Origin of the sequence: Thioclava sp. L04-15 (assembly GCF_002020275.1) — a bacterium.
In the GTDB taxonomy this organism is placed as follows: domain Bacteria; phylum Pseudomonadota; class Alphaproteobacteria; order Rhodobacterales; family Rhodobacteraceae; genus Thioclava; species Thioclava marina.
This window is the reverse complement of the sequence record NZ_MPZW01000001.1, coordinates 105,669-119,898: the sequence shown is the minus strand read 5'-3', so window position 1 is coordinate 119,898 and position 14,230 is coordinate 105,669. Positions and strand designations below refer to the sequence as shown.

Annotated in this window: 15 protein-coding genes and 1 riboswitch; of the genes, 3 read left to right on the top strand and 12 right to left on the bottom strand. The window is 65.0% G+C overall.

Going from position 1 to position 14,230, the window contains the following annotated elements; all coding sequences use genetic code 11:
- Positions 1–48: 48 nt before the first annotated feature.
- From BMI90_RS00615 to fabA, 5 genes are all read right to left on the bottom strand, one after another.
- Positions 49–720 carry a haloacid dehalogenase type II gene (locus BMI90_RS00615; RefSeq protein ID WP_078524918.1) on the bottom strand — a complete coding sequence of 224 codons (672 nt, stop codon included), beginning with the start codon at positions 718–720 and terminating at the stop codon, positions 49–51.
- Positions 721–785: 65 nt separating this feature from the next.
- On the bottom strand, positions 786–1,565 hold the full coding sequence (locus tag BMI90_RS00610; protein ID WP_078524916.1) for a pyrroline-5-carboxylate reductase dimerization domain-containing protein: 780 nt from the start codon (positions 1,563–1,565) through the stop codon (positions 786–788).
- A 136-nt stretch (positions 1,566–1,701) separates the two neighbouring features.
- Complete coding sequence (locus tag BMI90_RS00605; RefSeq protein WP_078524914.1) at positions 1,702–2,490, bottom strand: SDR family oxidoreductase; 789 nt, start codon at positions 2,488–2,490, stop codon at positions 1,702–1,704.
- A 27-nt stretch (positions 2,491–2,517) separates the two neighbouring features.
- A complete protein-coding gene (gene fabB, locus BMI90_RS00600) occupies positions 2,518–3,747 on the bottom strand; it encodes a beta-ketoacyl-ACP synthase I (protein ID WP_078524912.1) in 1,230 nt (409 codons plus the stop codon).
- Positions 3,748–3,779: 32 nt separating this feature from the next.
- A complete protein-coding gene (fabA, locus tag BMI90_RS00595) occupies positions 3,780–4,289 on the bottom strand; it encodes a bifunctional 3-hydroxydecanoyl-ACP dehydratase/trans-2-decenoyl-ACP isomerase (RefSeq protein ID WP_078524910.1) in 510 nt (169 codons plus the stop codon).
- Between the two features lie 149 nt (positions 4,290–4,438).
- Between fabA and irrA the strand changes: the two genes are divergently transcribed.
- A complete protein-coding gene (gene irrA, locus BMI90_RS00590) occupies positions 4,439–4,864 on the top strand; it encodes an iron response transcriptional regulator IrrA (RefSeq protein WP_210401907.1) in 426 nt (141 codons plus the stop codon).
- Here irrA and BMI90_RS00585 read toward each other — a convergent pair.
- The 3 genes from BMI90_RS00585 to thiB are packed head-to-tail and all read right to left on the bottom strand — an operon-like array spanning position 4,861 to position 8,076.
- Positions 4,861–5,574 carry an ATP-binding cassette domain-containing protein gene (locus BMI90_RS00585; protein WP_078524906.1) on the bottom strand — a complete coding sequence of 238 codons (714 nt, stop codon included), beginning with the start codon at positions 5,572–5,574 and terminating at the stop codon, positions 4,861–4,863. The genes irrA and BMI90_RS00585 overlap by 4 nt on opposite strands.
- Positions 5,558–7,108 carry a thiamine/thiamine pyrophosphate ABC transporter permease ThiP gene (locus tag BMI90_RS00580; protein ID WP_078524903.1) on the bottom strand — a complete coding sequence of 517 codons (1,551 nt, stop codon included), beginning with the start codon at positions 7,106–7,108 and terminating at the stop codon, positions 5,558–5,560. The genes BMI90_RS00585 and BMI90_RS00580 overlap by 17 nt, the downstream gene beginning before the upstream one ends.
- Positions 7,084–8,076, bottom strand: a complete 993-nt coding sequence (gene thiB / locus BMI90_RS00575; protein ID WP_078524901.1) for a thiamine ABC transporter substrate binding subunit — start codon at positions 8,074–8,076, stop codon at positions 7,084–7,086. Before thiB ends, BMI90_RS00580 begins: the two co-directional genes overlap by 25 nt.
- A gap of 36 nt (positions 8,077–8,112) precedes the next feature.
- A riboswitch (TPP riboswitch) is annotated at positions 8,113–8,219 on the bottom strand.
- 214 nt (positions 8,220–8,433) lie between these two features.
- On the opposite strand from thiB, the gene aroC reads away from it, so the two are divergent.
- A complete protein-coding gene (gene aroC, locus BMI90_RS00570) occupies positions 8,434–9,534 on the top strand; it encodes a chorismate synthase (RefSeq protein WP_078524898.1) in 1,101 nt (366 codons plus the stop codon).
- Positions 9,535–9,732: 198 nt separating this feature from the next.
- Positions 9,733–10,350, top strand: coding sequence for a TetR/AcrR family transcriptional regulator (locus tag BMI90_RS00565; RefSeq protein WP_078524896.1), 618 nt, complete (start codon positions 9,733–9,735; stop codon positions 10,348–10,350).
- A gap of 16 nt (positions 10,351–10,366) precedes the next feature.
- Here BMI90_RS00565 and BMI90_RS00560 read toward each other — a convergent pair whose 3' ends face one another.
- The 4 genes from BMI90_RS00560 to petA form a co-directional block, all read right to left on the bottom strand.
- The gene (locus BMI90_RS00560) at positions 10,367–11,140 is read right to left on the bottom strand and encodes an NYN domain-containing protein (protein WP_078524894.1); all 774 of its coding nucleotides are present in this window, start codon (positions 11,138–11,140) and stop codon (positions 10,367–10,369) included.
- A gap of 162 nt (positions 11,141–11,302) precedes the next feature.
- Positions 11,303–12,109, bottom strand: coding sequence for a cytochrome c1 (locus tag BMI90_RS00555; RefSeq protein ID WP_078524892.1), 807 nt, complete (start codon positions 12,107–12,109; stop codon positions 11,303–11,305).
- A 20-nt stretch (positions 12,110–12,129) separates the two neighbouring features.
- Positions 12,130–13,446, bottom strand: coding sequence for a cytochrome b (petB, locus tag BMI90_RS00550; protein WP_078524890.1), 1,317 nt, complete (start codon positions 13,444–13,446; stop codon positions 12,130–12,132).
- A gap of 12 nt (positions 13,447–13,458) precedes the next feature.
- Complete coding sequence (gene petA, locus BMI90_RS00545) at positions 13,459–14,019, bottom strand: ubiquinol-cytochrome c reductase iron-sulfur subunit (protein WP_078524888.1); 561 nt, start codon at positions 14,017–14,019, stop codon at positions 13,459–13,461.
- Positions 14,020–14,230 lie beyond the last annotated feature (211 nt).

Sequence of the window (14,230 nt, the reverse complement as noted above, 5' to 3'; positions counted from 1 at the left end):
GACATGGCCCGGGATGTGCCCGGGCCATCGTCGGGGCGGGCAGGGGCCTCACACCCAATCGGGAACGGCGCGCAGATCCTTGAGCACGGACGCGGGTTTGTAGGGCAGCCGATCCACCGGCAAGCCCGCGCGGTTGACCCAAAGCACCCGGAACCCGGCCTTGGCCGCACCGGCCGCGTCCCAGCCGTTCGAGGACACGAAACAGGTCTGTTCGGGTGCGACACCCATCTTCTGCGCAATCAGCTCATAGACCGTGCCGCGCGGCTTGTAGTGGCCGAGCGCGTGAATCGAGATCACCTCGTCGAGCAGGTGCCCCACACCCGCCGCATGCACTGCCGCGTCGAGCATCTCCGGCGCGCCATTCGACAAGATCGCGCGCCCGATGCCGCGATGATGCAGAGCGTCGAGCATTTCAGGCACTTCGGGATAGGCGGGCAGTTCTCGATAGAGCGCCATCAGACGATCGGCCAGATCGGGATCGTCGAGGCTCTGCGCCTCCATCGCCCAGTCGAGCCCGTCGCGGGTGAGCTGCCAGAAATCGACGTAATCGCCCATCACCTCGCGCAGCCAGCTGTATTCGAGCTGCTTGCGCCGCCAGTCAGCGGCGAGACGCGGCCAGATCTCGCTCAGGCGCGGCTCTTCCAGCGCCAGTTCGCGTGCGGCGGCATCGACATCGAAGAGCGTGCCATAGGCATCGAAGACGCAAAGCTGAATGGACATGGTGGTGATCCTCCCCGTAATCGTCGCGGGCTCCAACCTAGCGAAGGGGCGCCGCGCCGCAAGGGTCAGTAGATCTCGCGCGATGCTTTCGTGGCCGCCTTTAGCCCCCTCGCAATCAGCCCGTCGAACCCGGCATCTTGCAAGGCGATGAGGCCTGCGGCGGTGGTGCCCGCATAATCGATCATCTCCTGCACATGCGCCTCGGGGCGCGGCCCCTCGGCCATCATCGCCCCTGACGCGCGAAACAGCTGGCGCACGGCCCGATCGGCCACCTCGGGCGGCACACCCTCGGCTTCGGCATGGCGCGCCATGGCCGCCGCGCAGGCGGCGACGAAGCCCGGAACCGGGCCGATCAGCGCCGTGAAGAGGTCGATCTGGGCCTCGTCGTGGATCTCGTCGGTCTGCCCGCAGGTCTCGAAGAGGGCGCGCGTGCGGGTGCGGTCCGTGTCAGTGACAGCTTCGCTTGCGATCCATGGGGAATAGGCGAGCGCACGGGCCGCCGCGGGGCTGGACATGGCGCGGATCACGCGGGGGCTGCGCGAGATGCGGGTGAGTTCGGCCAGAGGCACACCCGCCATGACCGAAATCACCAGCTTGTCCGGGGCGTCTATCGTCAGGTCGCGCGCGGCGGTGGGCGGCACGCAGAGGATCACCACATCGCAACGATCCGCTAGCGCCTGCGGGTCGGTCAGCACGTTCTCAGCGGGAAAGCCGGGGATGTCGGGCGCCTTGCCCGAGCGGTTCGCCACGAACAGCGCCTGCGGCTTCGCTCGCCACAGCGCCTCTGCGATGGCCGCGCCCAGCATGCCCGAGCCGATGATGCCGATGGTGAAATCGAGTGCCATGCGCGCCTCCCTGATGGATCTGGGCGAGCCTAGCGTGGGGGATCGACGGACGAAAGAGAGAGGTGTCCTCAAGCATGCGCTCGCGCCCGATGCGCGGCGAAGCCGCAGGGCGCGCGCCCTGCTGGAGGTTCGCCCCTTACAGGTTTTCGGCCGCAGGCATGCCCAGCACGTGATAGCCGCTGTCGACGGAGATGATTTCGCCGCTCGTGCAGGCCCCATAGTCAGAGCACAGATAGACAGCCGTACCGCCGATCGCCTCGAGCGTCGCGTTGTGGCGCAAGGGCGCGTTGGCCTCGGTGTGGCGGAAGGTCTTGCGCGCGCCGCCGATGGCCGCGCCCGCGAGCGTTTTCATCGGACCGGGCGAGATCGCGTTCACGCGAATGCCATCGGGGCCGAGATCGGCCGCGAGGTAGCGCACCGCCGATTCCAGCGCGGCCTTGGCCACGCCCATCACGTTGTAGAACGGCGTCACGCGCTGCGAGCCCATATAGGTCAGCGTGATCATCGAGCCGCCTTCGGTCATCAGCTCAGACGCGCGCTTGGCGACGTCGATGAAGCTGTAGCACGAGATCGTCAGCGAGTTCTTGAAGTTGTCGCGGGTGGTGTTGATGAAGCGGCCCGCAAGCTCGTTCTTGTCGGAATAGGCGATCGCATGGATCACGAAGTCGATCGAGCCCCATTCCGCCTTCAGCTTGGCGAAGGCGGCATCCATGGAGGCGTCGTCATTCACGTCCACATCGAGCAGCAGGGTAGACCCGACGCTCTCGGCGAGCGGTTCAACCCGCTTGCCGAAGGCCTCGCCCTGATAGGAGAATGCAAGATCTGCGCCCTCGTTGGCCAGCGCCTTCGCGATGCCCCAGGCAATCGAACGTTCGTTGGCGACGCCCATCACGAGGCCGCGCTTACCCTTCATCAGTTCCGCCATTCCCGTCCCTGCCGCCGTTTCTTGCCGTTAGTCGCGATATTTGCTCATCACGAGCGACGCATTGGTGCCGCCGAAGCCGAAGCTGTTCGACAGGACCGAGTCGAGCTCGATATCGTCGATGCGCTGCATGGCGATCTCTTCCGGTTTGATCGCCGGGTCGAGCTCGGTGATGTTGGCCGAAGCCGCGATGAAGTTGTTCTCCATCATCAGCAGCGAATAGATCGCCTCATGCACGCCGGTCGCGCCGAGCGAGTGGCCGGTCAGTGACTTGGTGGACGAGATCTTCGGAACGTTGCCCTCGCCGAAGACGCGGCGCACGGCCTCGATCTCTGTCACGTCGCCCGCCACCGTCGAGGTGCCATGCGCGTTGATATAGGAGATCTTGCGGCCTTCGGGCAGCGTCGAGACGGCGAGCTTCATCGAACGTTCGCCACCCTCGCCCGAGGGGGCCACCATGTCATAGCCGTCCGAGGTCGCGCCGTAGCCGGTGACTTCGGCGTAGATCTTCGCGCCACGCGCCTTGGCGTGCTCGAGCTCTTCAAGCACGACAACGCCGCCGCCGCCCGCGATGACAAAGCCGTCGCGGGTCGCGTCGAAGGCGCGCGAGGCGGTCTCGGGGGTGTCGTTATACTTGGACGACATCGCGCCCATCGCGTCGAAGAGGCAGCTCAGCGTCCAGTCGAGCTCTTCGCCGCCACCGGCGAAGATGATGTCCTGCTTGCCCATCTGGATCAGTTCGGCCGCGTTGCCGATGCAATGCGCCGAGGTCGAGCAGGCCGAGGTGATCGAGTAGTTCACGCCCTTGATCTTGAACGGCGTCGCGAGGCAGGCCGAGTTGGTCGAGCTCATGCAGCGCGTGACCATGAACGGCCCCATGCGCTTGGGCGAGCCCTTCTCCATGACGATGCGGTGCGCTTCGAAGAAGTTCGAGGTCGACGGACCGCCCGAGCCCATGATGAGGCCGGTGCGGGGGTTCGAGATGTCGCCGTCTTCCAGGCCGCTATCGGCCAGCGCCTGCTCCATCGCGATGAAGTTATAAGCGGCGCCGGGGCCCATGAAGCGCAGGTTGCGCTTATCTATATGGTCCTCGAGCGTGATCTGCGGCTGGCCCTTGACCTGGCTGCGGAACCCGCGTTCGGCGTAGTCCTCGGCGAAGACGATGCCGGACTTGCCGGCCTTCAGACTGGCGGTGACTTCTTTGGCATTGTTGCCGATGGGCGAGACGATGCCCAACCCGGTGATGACGACGCGGCGCATGGCTGGCCTCCTGTCTTTGTCTCGAATGGGGGTCAGCTCTCGGAGAGAGCGACCTTCATGTCCTTGACCTGGTAGATCACTTCGCCATCGGCCTCGACGATCCCGTCGGCGACGCCCATGGTCAGCCGGCGGGTCTGCACGGCCTTGGTGAAATCGACCTTGTAAGTCAGCATTTTACGATCGGGACGGACCATGCCGGTGAGCTTCACTTCGCCCACGCCGAGCGCATAGCCGCGACCCTGCCAGCCACGCCAGCCGAGGTTGAACCCGGTGAGCTGCCACAGGCCATCGAGGCCGAGACAGCCGGGCATGATCGGGTTGCCGGGGAAATGGCACTCGAAGAACCACAGGTCGGGGGTGATATCGAACTCGGCGACCACATGGCCCTTGCCGTGCAGACCGCCATCGCCCGAGATCTCGGTGATGCGATCCATCATCAGCATCGGAGGAGCCGGAAGCTGCGCATTGCCGGGGCCGAACAGCTCCCCGCGTGCGCATTTCAGAAGATCCTCTTTCCCGAAGCTCGTCGGAAACCCTGCCATTGGCGCTCCTTCCCGGTTTTGGCGTGCTTTTGAAAACCCTCTATCACCGCGCGGCTGAGCGGCGCAAGGGTAACGGCGCGGGCGCATCCGAACGGTTCCATTGAAACCCGAGGCGAAAAGTCGCATATAAGATGACGAGGAGGGCCAACATGGCTGTGAAAAGCTCGACAGAACAGCGTCGCGGGCAGGAATGGCTCGCCAAGGGCGGGCTGCGCCCGACCCGTCAGCGTCTTGCGCTGGCGACGCTTCTCGTGGGCGATGGCAACAACCGTCACGTCACTGCCGAGAGCCTTTATGCCTCCGCACTTGAGCGCGGCGAGAAAGTTTCCCTCGCGACCGTCTACAACACCCTCAAGGCCTTTTGCGAGGCGGGGCTGATGTATGAGATCGCCGTGGATGCATCGCGGAGCTATTTCGACACCCGGATGGACGATCACCCGCATTTCTTCTGGGAAGATGACAACCGCCTGTCGGACGCGCCTGCCGAGGAACTCAAACTTCTCTCGGTGCCCAAGCCTCCCGAAGGCGCAGAAATCACCCGCGTCGATGTGGTGATCCGGGTCCGCAAGACCTAATCGCGCGGCCGCGCCCCTTCGCCCAGATATTCTCTCAGCACTGGCGGCGGATCGGCCAGCAGCGCGGTCGTGTCCTGCGGCGGATGCGCCTTGCCTTCGGCCACGAGAACGGTTTGCGGGCAGAGCACGCGCGCGTCCTCGGGATCGTGACTGACCATCAGAACGGTCGTTCCCTGTTCGCGCGCGATCTCGGCCACCAGCGCAAGCATCTCCGTCTTCAGCGCGGGACCGAGGGCGGCGAAAGGTTCGTCGAGCAGCAGCATCGGTCGCGCCCGCAGCAGGGCGCGCGCAAGGCCCGCCCGGCTTTGCTGTCCCCCCGAGATCTGCCCCGGCTTGCGCTTGCCCAACCCTTCCAATCCGACGCGGGCAAGGGCCTCCTCGATCTGCGCGCGTGCCGCGCGGTCGATTTTGCCTTTCGGGTTCAGGCCGAGGGCGAGGTTCGTTTCAAGCGTCAGATGCGGAAAGAGGTTCTGATCCTGAAACAGGATCGACAGCGGGCGTTCTCCCGGCGCAGTGCCGGTGATCTCTGCACTGTCCCAGAGCACCCGTCCCGCACTCGGCGCAAGAAATCCGGCGATCACCGAAAGCAGCGTCGATTTGCCCGCGCCCGACGGGCCGATCACGGCGACGCTCGCGCCGGTTTCGATCTCAAGATCGGCGCTCAGGCGGAAGTCGCCCTGTTCGATGGCCAGTTTATCGAGAGTCAGCATGATGTCCTGCGCGGTCGAGCGCCCAGAAGAGCGCGAATGTAAGTGACAGCAAGAGCGTCGCCGCGCCCGCCGCCTGATCCATCCGATAGGAGCCCATCAGCTGGAACAGCGCCAGCGGCAACGTGCGGGTCTGGCCATCGGAGAAAAGCGTGATGACGCCGAGATCACCCATCGAAAACGCCGCCGCGAGCCCTGCCGAGAAACCCAGAGGCCGGGCGAGACGCGGCAGCGTCAGCAGGCGCAGCCGCGCGATCCCGCGCATCCCCAGCGAGGCGGCGAGCCGGTCGTAGTCGGATTGCAGCGTGCGGATCTCGGGCATCAGGATGCGGGTCGCAAAGGGGATCGACAGCGCGGCATTCGTCAGCAGTACCATCGGCAGGGCGAGGCTCGTGGGGTTGATGAAGGGCCGCGCAATGAGAAACGCGCCCGTGCCCATCACCAGCGCCGAGGCCGTCATCGGCAGCATCGCCGCGATCTCGGCCCAGCGGTGGCGGGTGGCGGCCAGCGCCAGCGGCAGGGCGATGATGAGCGTGACGAGGGTGGAGGCGAGCGCGATCACAAGTGAGGTCAGCGTCGCGGGCCAGATCATCGCGGGCAGCTCGGGCAGGGCGGGCAGACCACGCGCGAAGACCGCGCCGATCGGGGCGAGCAGGAAGGCGGCGGCGAGCACGATCGCGAGCGCGTCGAGGGAGGTGCGCCCCGCACCACCTGCGAGTTGCGGGATGGGTCGCGTTGTGCGGTCATGGCCCGCGCCGAAGCTCGCGGGCATCGTTACGCGCGCCGCGATCAGCAGCGCCGTGACCGAGATCGCGACCTGCACCAGCGCGAGGCTCGCGGCGCGGCCCATGTCGAAATCGAAGCGGAAGGCCTGATAGATCGCAAGTTCCACCGTGGTGGCGCGCGGGCCGCCGCCAAGGGTCAGTGCCACCGCGAAAGAGGTCAGGCAGACGAGGAAGATCGCGAGGAACGCGCCGGGCAGGACAGAGCGCAACATCGGGCGTTCGAGATGGCGGGTGACCTCGGACGGGCCGAAGCCAAGCGTCGCGGCAAGGCGGAAGCGCTCGGCAGGGATCGCCTGCCAGCCATGTAGGATCATCCGCGTCGCCAGCGGCAGGTTGAAGAAGACATGGGCGATGATCACCCCCTGCGCCCCGTAGATCGTGATCGGCTCGATCCCCAGAGGCGCAAGCATGGCGTTGACCAGCCCGCGCCGCCCGAAAACCGCGATCAGGCCGAAGACGGCGACGATCACCGGCAGGATGAAGGGTGCGCCAAGCAGCGAGATCAGCGCCCCGCGCCCGGGAAAGCGGCGGCGGTGAAGCGCGCGCGCGACCGGGATCGCGAGCACGCAGGAGATCAGCGCCGAAAGCGCCGCCTGCCAGAGCGTGAAGCGGATCGCGGCGAGATCGGTTGCGCGCAGCCCGGTCAGCCCGCCTGCTCGGATCGCCACCGCCGCCAGCGTGCCCAGAACGAGCGCGACCAGAGCCGCGCTCGCCAGGGCCGCAGGCGTTATTTCGCGAAGGCGCGCTGCCATTCTTCCAGCGCCGGTCCGCGCAGTTTCTCAGCCTCGTCCTCGTCCAGATAGAGCGTCTTGTCGGGCATCGGCAGGGTCTGGAAGACCTCGGGCAGCTGGTCATGCGGCAGCTTCGCCGGGAAGGACCAGTTGGCCGTCGCGATCATGCCCTGAAAATCGGGGCTCAGCACGTAATCGAGGAATTTCTGCGCCAGCTCCGGGTGCTTCGAGGTCTTGAGCTGCGCGACCAGTTCGGGGGAGAAGTAATGCCCCTCGGGGAAGATCGCCGCGACCTTGCTGTCATCTTCTTCCGCCATGATGTGATAGGCGGGCGAGGTGACGTAGCTCATAACCATGTCCGCTTCGCCATCGGTGAACATCCCGTAGGCTTCGGACCAGCCCGGCGTCACGGTCAGCACCTTGGGGGCCATCTTTTCCCAGGCAGCCTCGGCCTGGTCGCCGTAGATATCCTTCACCCAGAGCAGCAGCGACAGGCCCGCGATCGAGCTGCGCGGATCCTCGATGACGATCTTGTAGGCGTCTTTCGGAGCGTCTAGCAGTTCCTCGAAGCTTTTGGGCGGGTTTTGCAGCTTCGTCTTGTCATAGATGAAAGCGAGCTCGGACCAGTCGAAGGGCAGGAAGATCGGATCGTCCCATTTGACCGGCATGGCCAGATCGGAAGTATCCTCGTTATGCGGTGCAAAGAGGCCGGTGGCGCGCGCCTTGGCGGTCACGTCGGTATTGAGACCAATCGCGATATCGGCCGAGGTCTTGTCGCCTTCGAGCAGGATGCGCGGCAGCACATCGCCTGCCACGAATTTCAGATCGCAGTCGCAGATCGCCTCGAACCCCTTCTCGATCGCGGGGCCGGGGCCCCATTCGCTCGTGAAGTAGTCGGGCGCGTAGACGGTGAGCACGGGCTTGTCCTCGGCCGCCGCCATCGTGGCGATCAGGCTCAGGGCTCCCGCAAGCATCAGGTGGGTTTTCATGCCTCACTCCTTGGGCTTGCCGGGCGGAGTGGGGCCGGGGGATCCGGCTACCTTCCCTCCGCCGGTCTTAACCGGTTCAGGTTCAACGGGTTCGCGAAGATCGCATCTCAGCCAGCCTTGCGCCGGCACCCCGAGGTGAGGCGCAAACTAAGGGCAGGCGCAGGGCGGTGCAAGTATGAAGGCGAGGGCGCCGGGGCAGGTCATGGTGCGATAGAGTGGTGAGAGGGCATGCGCCAAGCGCTCCCCGGCGGTGCCCCGTGGCGCGCCTTTCCTATGTTGCGCACCACCATCCGCGTTGCCTCGCCACGCCCCGGTTGCTAAAGCAGACGCCAAACATACCCGATCGAGGCCGCGCCCATGTCCTTCAACACATTTGGTCACCTGTTTCGCGTCACCACCTGGGGCGAAAGCCACGGGCCCGCTCTGGGCGCGACGGTGGATGGTTGCCCTCCGGGGATCGAGATCGACGAGGGGTTCATCCAGCAATTCCTCGACCGCCGCCGTCCGGGCCAGTCGAAGGAGACGACCCAGCGCAAGGAGCCCGATGCGGTGCGCATCCTCTCGGGCGTGTTCGAGGGCAAGACGACAGGCACCACGATCCAGCTGATGATCGAGAATACCGACCAGCGGTCTAAGGATTACGGCGAGATCGCGCGGCAGTTCCGCCCCGGTCATGCAGACATCACCTACCACCAGAAATACGGTGTGCGCGATTATCGCGGCGGCGGGCGCTCGAGCGCCCGCGAGACGGCGGCCCGTGTTGCCGCTGGCGGTGTGGCGCAGGCGGTGCTGCGCCAGCTGGTCCCTGATCTGAAGATCTACGGCTACATGGTCCAGATGGGTGCGAAGCATATAAACCGCGCGCGCTTCGACCGCAGCCAGATCCTGCAAAACCCCTTCTTCATTCCCGATGCCGAGGCGGTCGACGAATGGGCCGATTACCTCGCCGCGATCCGCAAGGGGCAGAACTCGGTGGGCGCCGCGATCGAGGTTGTGGCGGAAGGCTGCCCGGCGGGTCTCGGCGCGCCGATCTATGCGAAGATGGATACCGAACTCGCCGCGGCGATGATGTCGATCAACGCGGTGAAAGGTGTCGAGATCGGCGAGGGGATGGCGGCAGCGGCGCTGACCGGCGTCGACAATGCCGACGAGATGGTGATGGGGCCGAACGGGGTGGAATATCTGTCGAACCACGCCGGCGGCATCCTCGGAGGGATCACGACCGGCCAGCCGATCCTCGTGCGCTTCGCGGTCAAGCCGACCTCGTCGATCCTGACGCCCCGCCGCTCGGTCAATGTCGCGGGCGAAGAGGTGGAAGTGATCACCAAGGGCCGCCACGACCCTTGTGTCGGTATCCGCGCGGTGCCGGTGGCCGAGGCGATGATGGCCTGCGTGATCCTCGATCAGTTCTTGATGGACCGCGCTCAGACGGGCGGGATTCGCGGCACGATCGGGTAAAGGGAGAGGGGCGCTGCCCCTCGGCGCTTGCGCGCCTCACCCCGGGATATTTCTGCCAATTCGAAGGCGCGAAAAGCGCCACCTCCCGCCGGTCTGACGCATGGCAGGCATGACGTGACGTTGCGCCGCCTTGCAGGGACTGAACGGGACGGTTTATTCTGAAGGTCCGGGCCGCTTCGCCCGGGAGTGGAGAGGTGAATGGCCGACGCAGATCAGATCCATCGCGGACGCAAATTCGATCAGGTGCTTGAAGGCGCGCGCGAGATCTTCCTGCGCGACGGTTTTGACGGTGCCTCGGTCGACGATATCGCGAAGGAGGCGGGCGTCTCCAAGGCCACGCTCTACAGCTATTTCCCCGACAAGCGGCTGATGTTTCTCGAGGTGGCGCGAACCGAGTGCCAGCGTCAGGCCGAGCAGGCGAGCGAGACGATCGATTTCAGCCAGCCGCCCGAAGTGGTGCTGCCTCTGGCGGCCGAGCAGATCATCGATTTCATGGCCTCCGATCTGGGGCAGGGGATCTACCGGCTCTGCGTGGCCGAGGTCGAACGCTTCCCCGATCTGGGCCGGGCCTTTTATGCCTCGGGCCCGCAGCTCGTGCATGACAAGATCTGCGCCTATCTCGAGCAGGCGGTCGCACGGGGGGAGCTGGAGATCGACGATCTCGATCTTGCGGCGCATCTTTTCGCAGAGCTGTGCAAGGCCGAGCTGCATGCCAAGCTGCTTTTCGGGATGGGCTCTTGCTCCTCTCTCGACAAGGAGCGCGTGATCAAGGGCGCGGTCGAGATGTTCCTCGCGCGCTACGGCACAAAAGGCTGAGGGCGCGCGGGGCTGGTCAGGCCAGGTCGCGCACCATCCACTGATTGCCTTCGCCGCGCTGGAGCTGGAACCGACCCGTCTTGATCAGCAGGTCCGAGAGTTTCGCGCTGCCATAGGTGCGGGTGTCGAAATCCGGGTTCGCCTGGGTGATGAACTGGCCGAGCTGGCCGAGCGAATACCATTCCTCTTCCAGGCCGATCGCCTTCATCGCGTTGGTGATGATCGGGATCGCCTCTTTCGGCTCCTGCTTGCCGCCGGTGGATTTCGGTGCGCTGCCTTTACCGGGGCTGGGTTTCGCGCTGGGGCCGGGCGTCTCGCCATTGCCGAGGTTCTCGACATAGATGAAGCGTTTGCAGGCCTTGCGGAAGGCCTCGGGGGTTTTCTGCTCGCCGATGCCGTAGACATCGAGACCCTGCTCGCGGATGCGCGCGGCGAGCCGGGTGAAATCGCTGTCGGAGGAGACCAGCACGAACCCGTCGAAGAGGCCGGAATGCAGGAAATCCATCGCCGCGATGACGAGGCCGATATCGGAGGCGTTCTTGCCCTTGGTATTGGCGAATTGCTGGTCCGCGACCAGGCCGAGCTCGGCCACGCGCTTTGCCCAACCCGCCAGGCGCTGCGCCGACCAGTCGCCATAGATCCGGCGCACCGAGGCCTCGCCCAGCGAGGCGATCTCCTCGAAGATCGCCTCGGCGTAGGAGGCAGGCACGTTGTCAGCGTCGATCAGCACGCAGAGCCGTGGCGCGCGGGCGGCGGGCGAGGCGTGGGGGAAGTCGGGCAGCTCGGGCATTGTCTCTCCTGACGTTGTCCCCTGTGAGGTAAGGCGCTGCCCCTTGCTTGGCAACCGTTCGTGGTGCGGATCGCTTGGCGAGGCGGCGGCGACCTGCAGTATTCCAACGAAAAACGCCCCCTCGTGTCCGAGGGGGCGTCTCTCATCTCGATTTAGCAGCGATCACAGATCGACATGTTTGCCCTTGTGCGGGGCCCAGAGCTTCTTGTTCGTCAGGTAGAGAAGCGAGCTGAGCAGCACGAGCATGATCACGGCCACGAAGCCCCAGCGCTTGCGCGCCTCGAGCTTGGGTTCCGCGGTCCACATCAGGAAGGCCGCAACGTCCTGCGCCATCTGCTCGACGGTCGCGGGGGTGCCGTCCTCATACTCGATGAGGTCTTCCGAAAGCGGAGGCGGCATCGCGATCCAGCCACCCGCGAAGGTGTGGTTTCCGTAGAAGATCGAGCCCGCCTCTTCCTTTTCCTCGCCGGTATAGCCGGTCAGGATCGAGAAGATGTACTCGGGGCCGCCCATGCCGCGGAAGAGCTGGTTGAGGCCGAGGCCGTAGGGGCCGTGGAAGCCCGCCCGCGCCTTCGCCATCAGCGACAGGTCCGGGCCCATGCCCTCGCCGGTCACTTTCGGGAAGTGGTCGGTTTCCTTGCCGGGACGGTCCTCGCCGGTTTCCTTGTCGACCATGTCGAACTCGGCGGCGTAGGCACGAACCCAAGCCGGGTCCATCATCGGGCCGCCTTCATCGGCCAGCGTGCGGAAGGGCACGAACTTCATGCCGTGGCAGGCCGAGCAGACCTCCCGGTAGACCTGGAAGCCGCGACGCAGCTGCTGCTGGTCGAAGGTTCCGAAGGGGCCCTCGAAAGAGAAGTCGATATTCTCGACATGGCTTTCGCCACCGCCCGCGGCCAGAGCGGGACCGGCGAAGAAGCCGGTGCCGATGGCCAGTGCCGAAATGGCGGAGATCAGAAGATTTTTCATTTTGCGTCCCTCTTCCTTACTCACTCGGCCGGTTTGATGTCGTAGTGATGATTGAAGTCTTCTTCGATCGTCGCGGGCAACGGCGCCGGCTTCTCGATCAGGCCCAGCAGCGGCAGGATGACCAGGAAGTAGACGAACCAGTAGGTCGCGCCGATCAGCGAGATGTAGGGGTAGATCCCGTCGGTCGGCATCGCGCCCACCCACATCAGCACCACGAAGTCGATCGCGAGCAGCCAGAACCACCATTTGAACATCGGGCGATAGGCGCCCGAACGCACTTTGGAGGTGTCGAGCCACGGTGCCAGCGCCATCACGATGATCGCACCGAACATCGCGAGCACGCCGAAGAACTTCGCGTCGACGATGCCGAAGGTGATCCAGTTCACGAGCATCACGACCCAGACATCGGCGGTGAAGGCGCGCAGGATCGCGTAGAAGGGCAGGAAGTACCATTCGGGCACGATATGCGCAGGCGTCGCCAGCGGGTTCGCCTCGATGTAGTTGTCGGGGTGGCCGAGATAGTTCGGCATGAAGCCCACGACCGCGGCGAAGATCAGCAGCACGACGGCCAGCGCGAACAGGTCCTTGATCACGAAGTAGGGCCAGAAGGGCAGGGTGTCCTTCTCGGCTTCCGCCTTCGAGCCCTTGCGGACGTCAACGCCGGTCGGGTTGTTGTTGCCGGTGGTGTGGAAGGCCCAGATGTGGACCACGACCAGCGCGGCGATCACGAAGGGCAGCAGGTAGTGCAGCGAGAAGAAGCGGTTCAGCGTCGCGTTGTCCACCGCCGGGCCGCCGAGCAGCCAGGCCTGGATGTCCGGACCGATGCCCGGGATCGCGCCGAACAGGCCGGTGATCACGGTCGCGCCCCAGAAGGACATCTGGCCCCAGGGCAGCACGTAGCCCATGAACGCCGTGCCCATCATGCACAGGTAGATGATCATGCCGACGATCCAGGTGATCTCGCGGGGCGCCTTGTAGGAGCCGTAATACAGGCCGCGGAAGATGTGGATATAGACGGCGAGGAAGAACAGCGAGGCGCCGTTCGCGTGGATGTAACGCAGCGCGTAGCCGCCATTCACGTCACGCATGATGTGCTCGACCGAGGCGAAGGCCAGGTCGACATGCGGGGTGTAATGCATCACCAGGACGATGCCGGTGACGATTTGCAGCACCAGGCAGAAAGCCAGCACGATACCCCAGATCCACCACCAGTTCAGGTTCTTGGGGGTGGGGATCATGATCGTGTCATAGATCAGCCCGATGATCGGAAGGCGCGAATGCACCCATTTCTCGGCGCCCGTCTTGGGCTTGTAATGGTCGTGGGGAATGCCCGACATCTCAGTGCCTCCTCAGCCCAGCAGGATCGTGGTTTCGTCGGTGAACTGCGCCACCGGGATATCGAGGTTGCGCGGTGCGGGACCTTTGCGGATCCGCCCGGCAGTGTCGTAATGCGAGCCGTGGCAGGGGCAGAACCAGCCATGGTAGTCGCCCGAGCCATTGCCGATCGGCACGCAGCCCAGGTGGGTGCACACGCCGATCATCACCAGCCACTCGCCGGCCTCGTCGAGCGCGCGGTTCTCGTCGGAGGCATCCGCGCCCGGTTTGTTGGCGTTCTCGGCGGAACGGTCCGTCAGCTCGTCGAGCGGGACTTCACGCGCCATGTTGATCTCTTCTTCGGTCCGGCGGCGGATGAAGACGGGCTTGCCGCGCCATTTCACCGTGAGCTGGGTGCCGGTCTCGACGCCCGAAACGTCCACAAAGATCGACGAGAGCGCCTTGACGTCGGCAGAGGCGTTCATCTGGTTCACCAGCGGCCAAACGGCCGCCCCGGTGACGACCGCGCCGGTGCCGGCGGTGGCGTAGTAGAGGAAATCCCTCCGGGAGCCTGCGTTATTATCTGCGTGGGACACGTTGTCTCTCCTTCCCGGGCCCGTGGGATGGGCCGATAGTGACGTGCCGGGGCACGTGCGAAGTGCCGCCCAACATGGCCGCTCTCATAGCAATCACGAATTTGTCAGTCCAGAAGTCATTCGGTCTCAACGTCGGCTCAACCAAGGTAAATGACGCTCTTGCAACACGTCACGCCGGGTCATTCGAGTGAATAGGCGACTGCGAGCACCA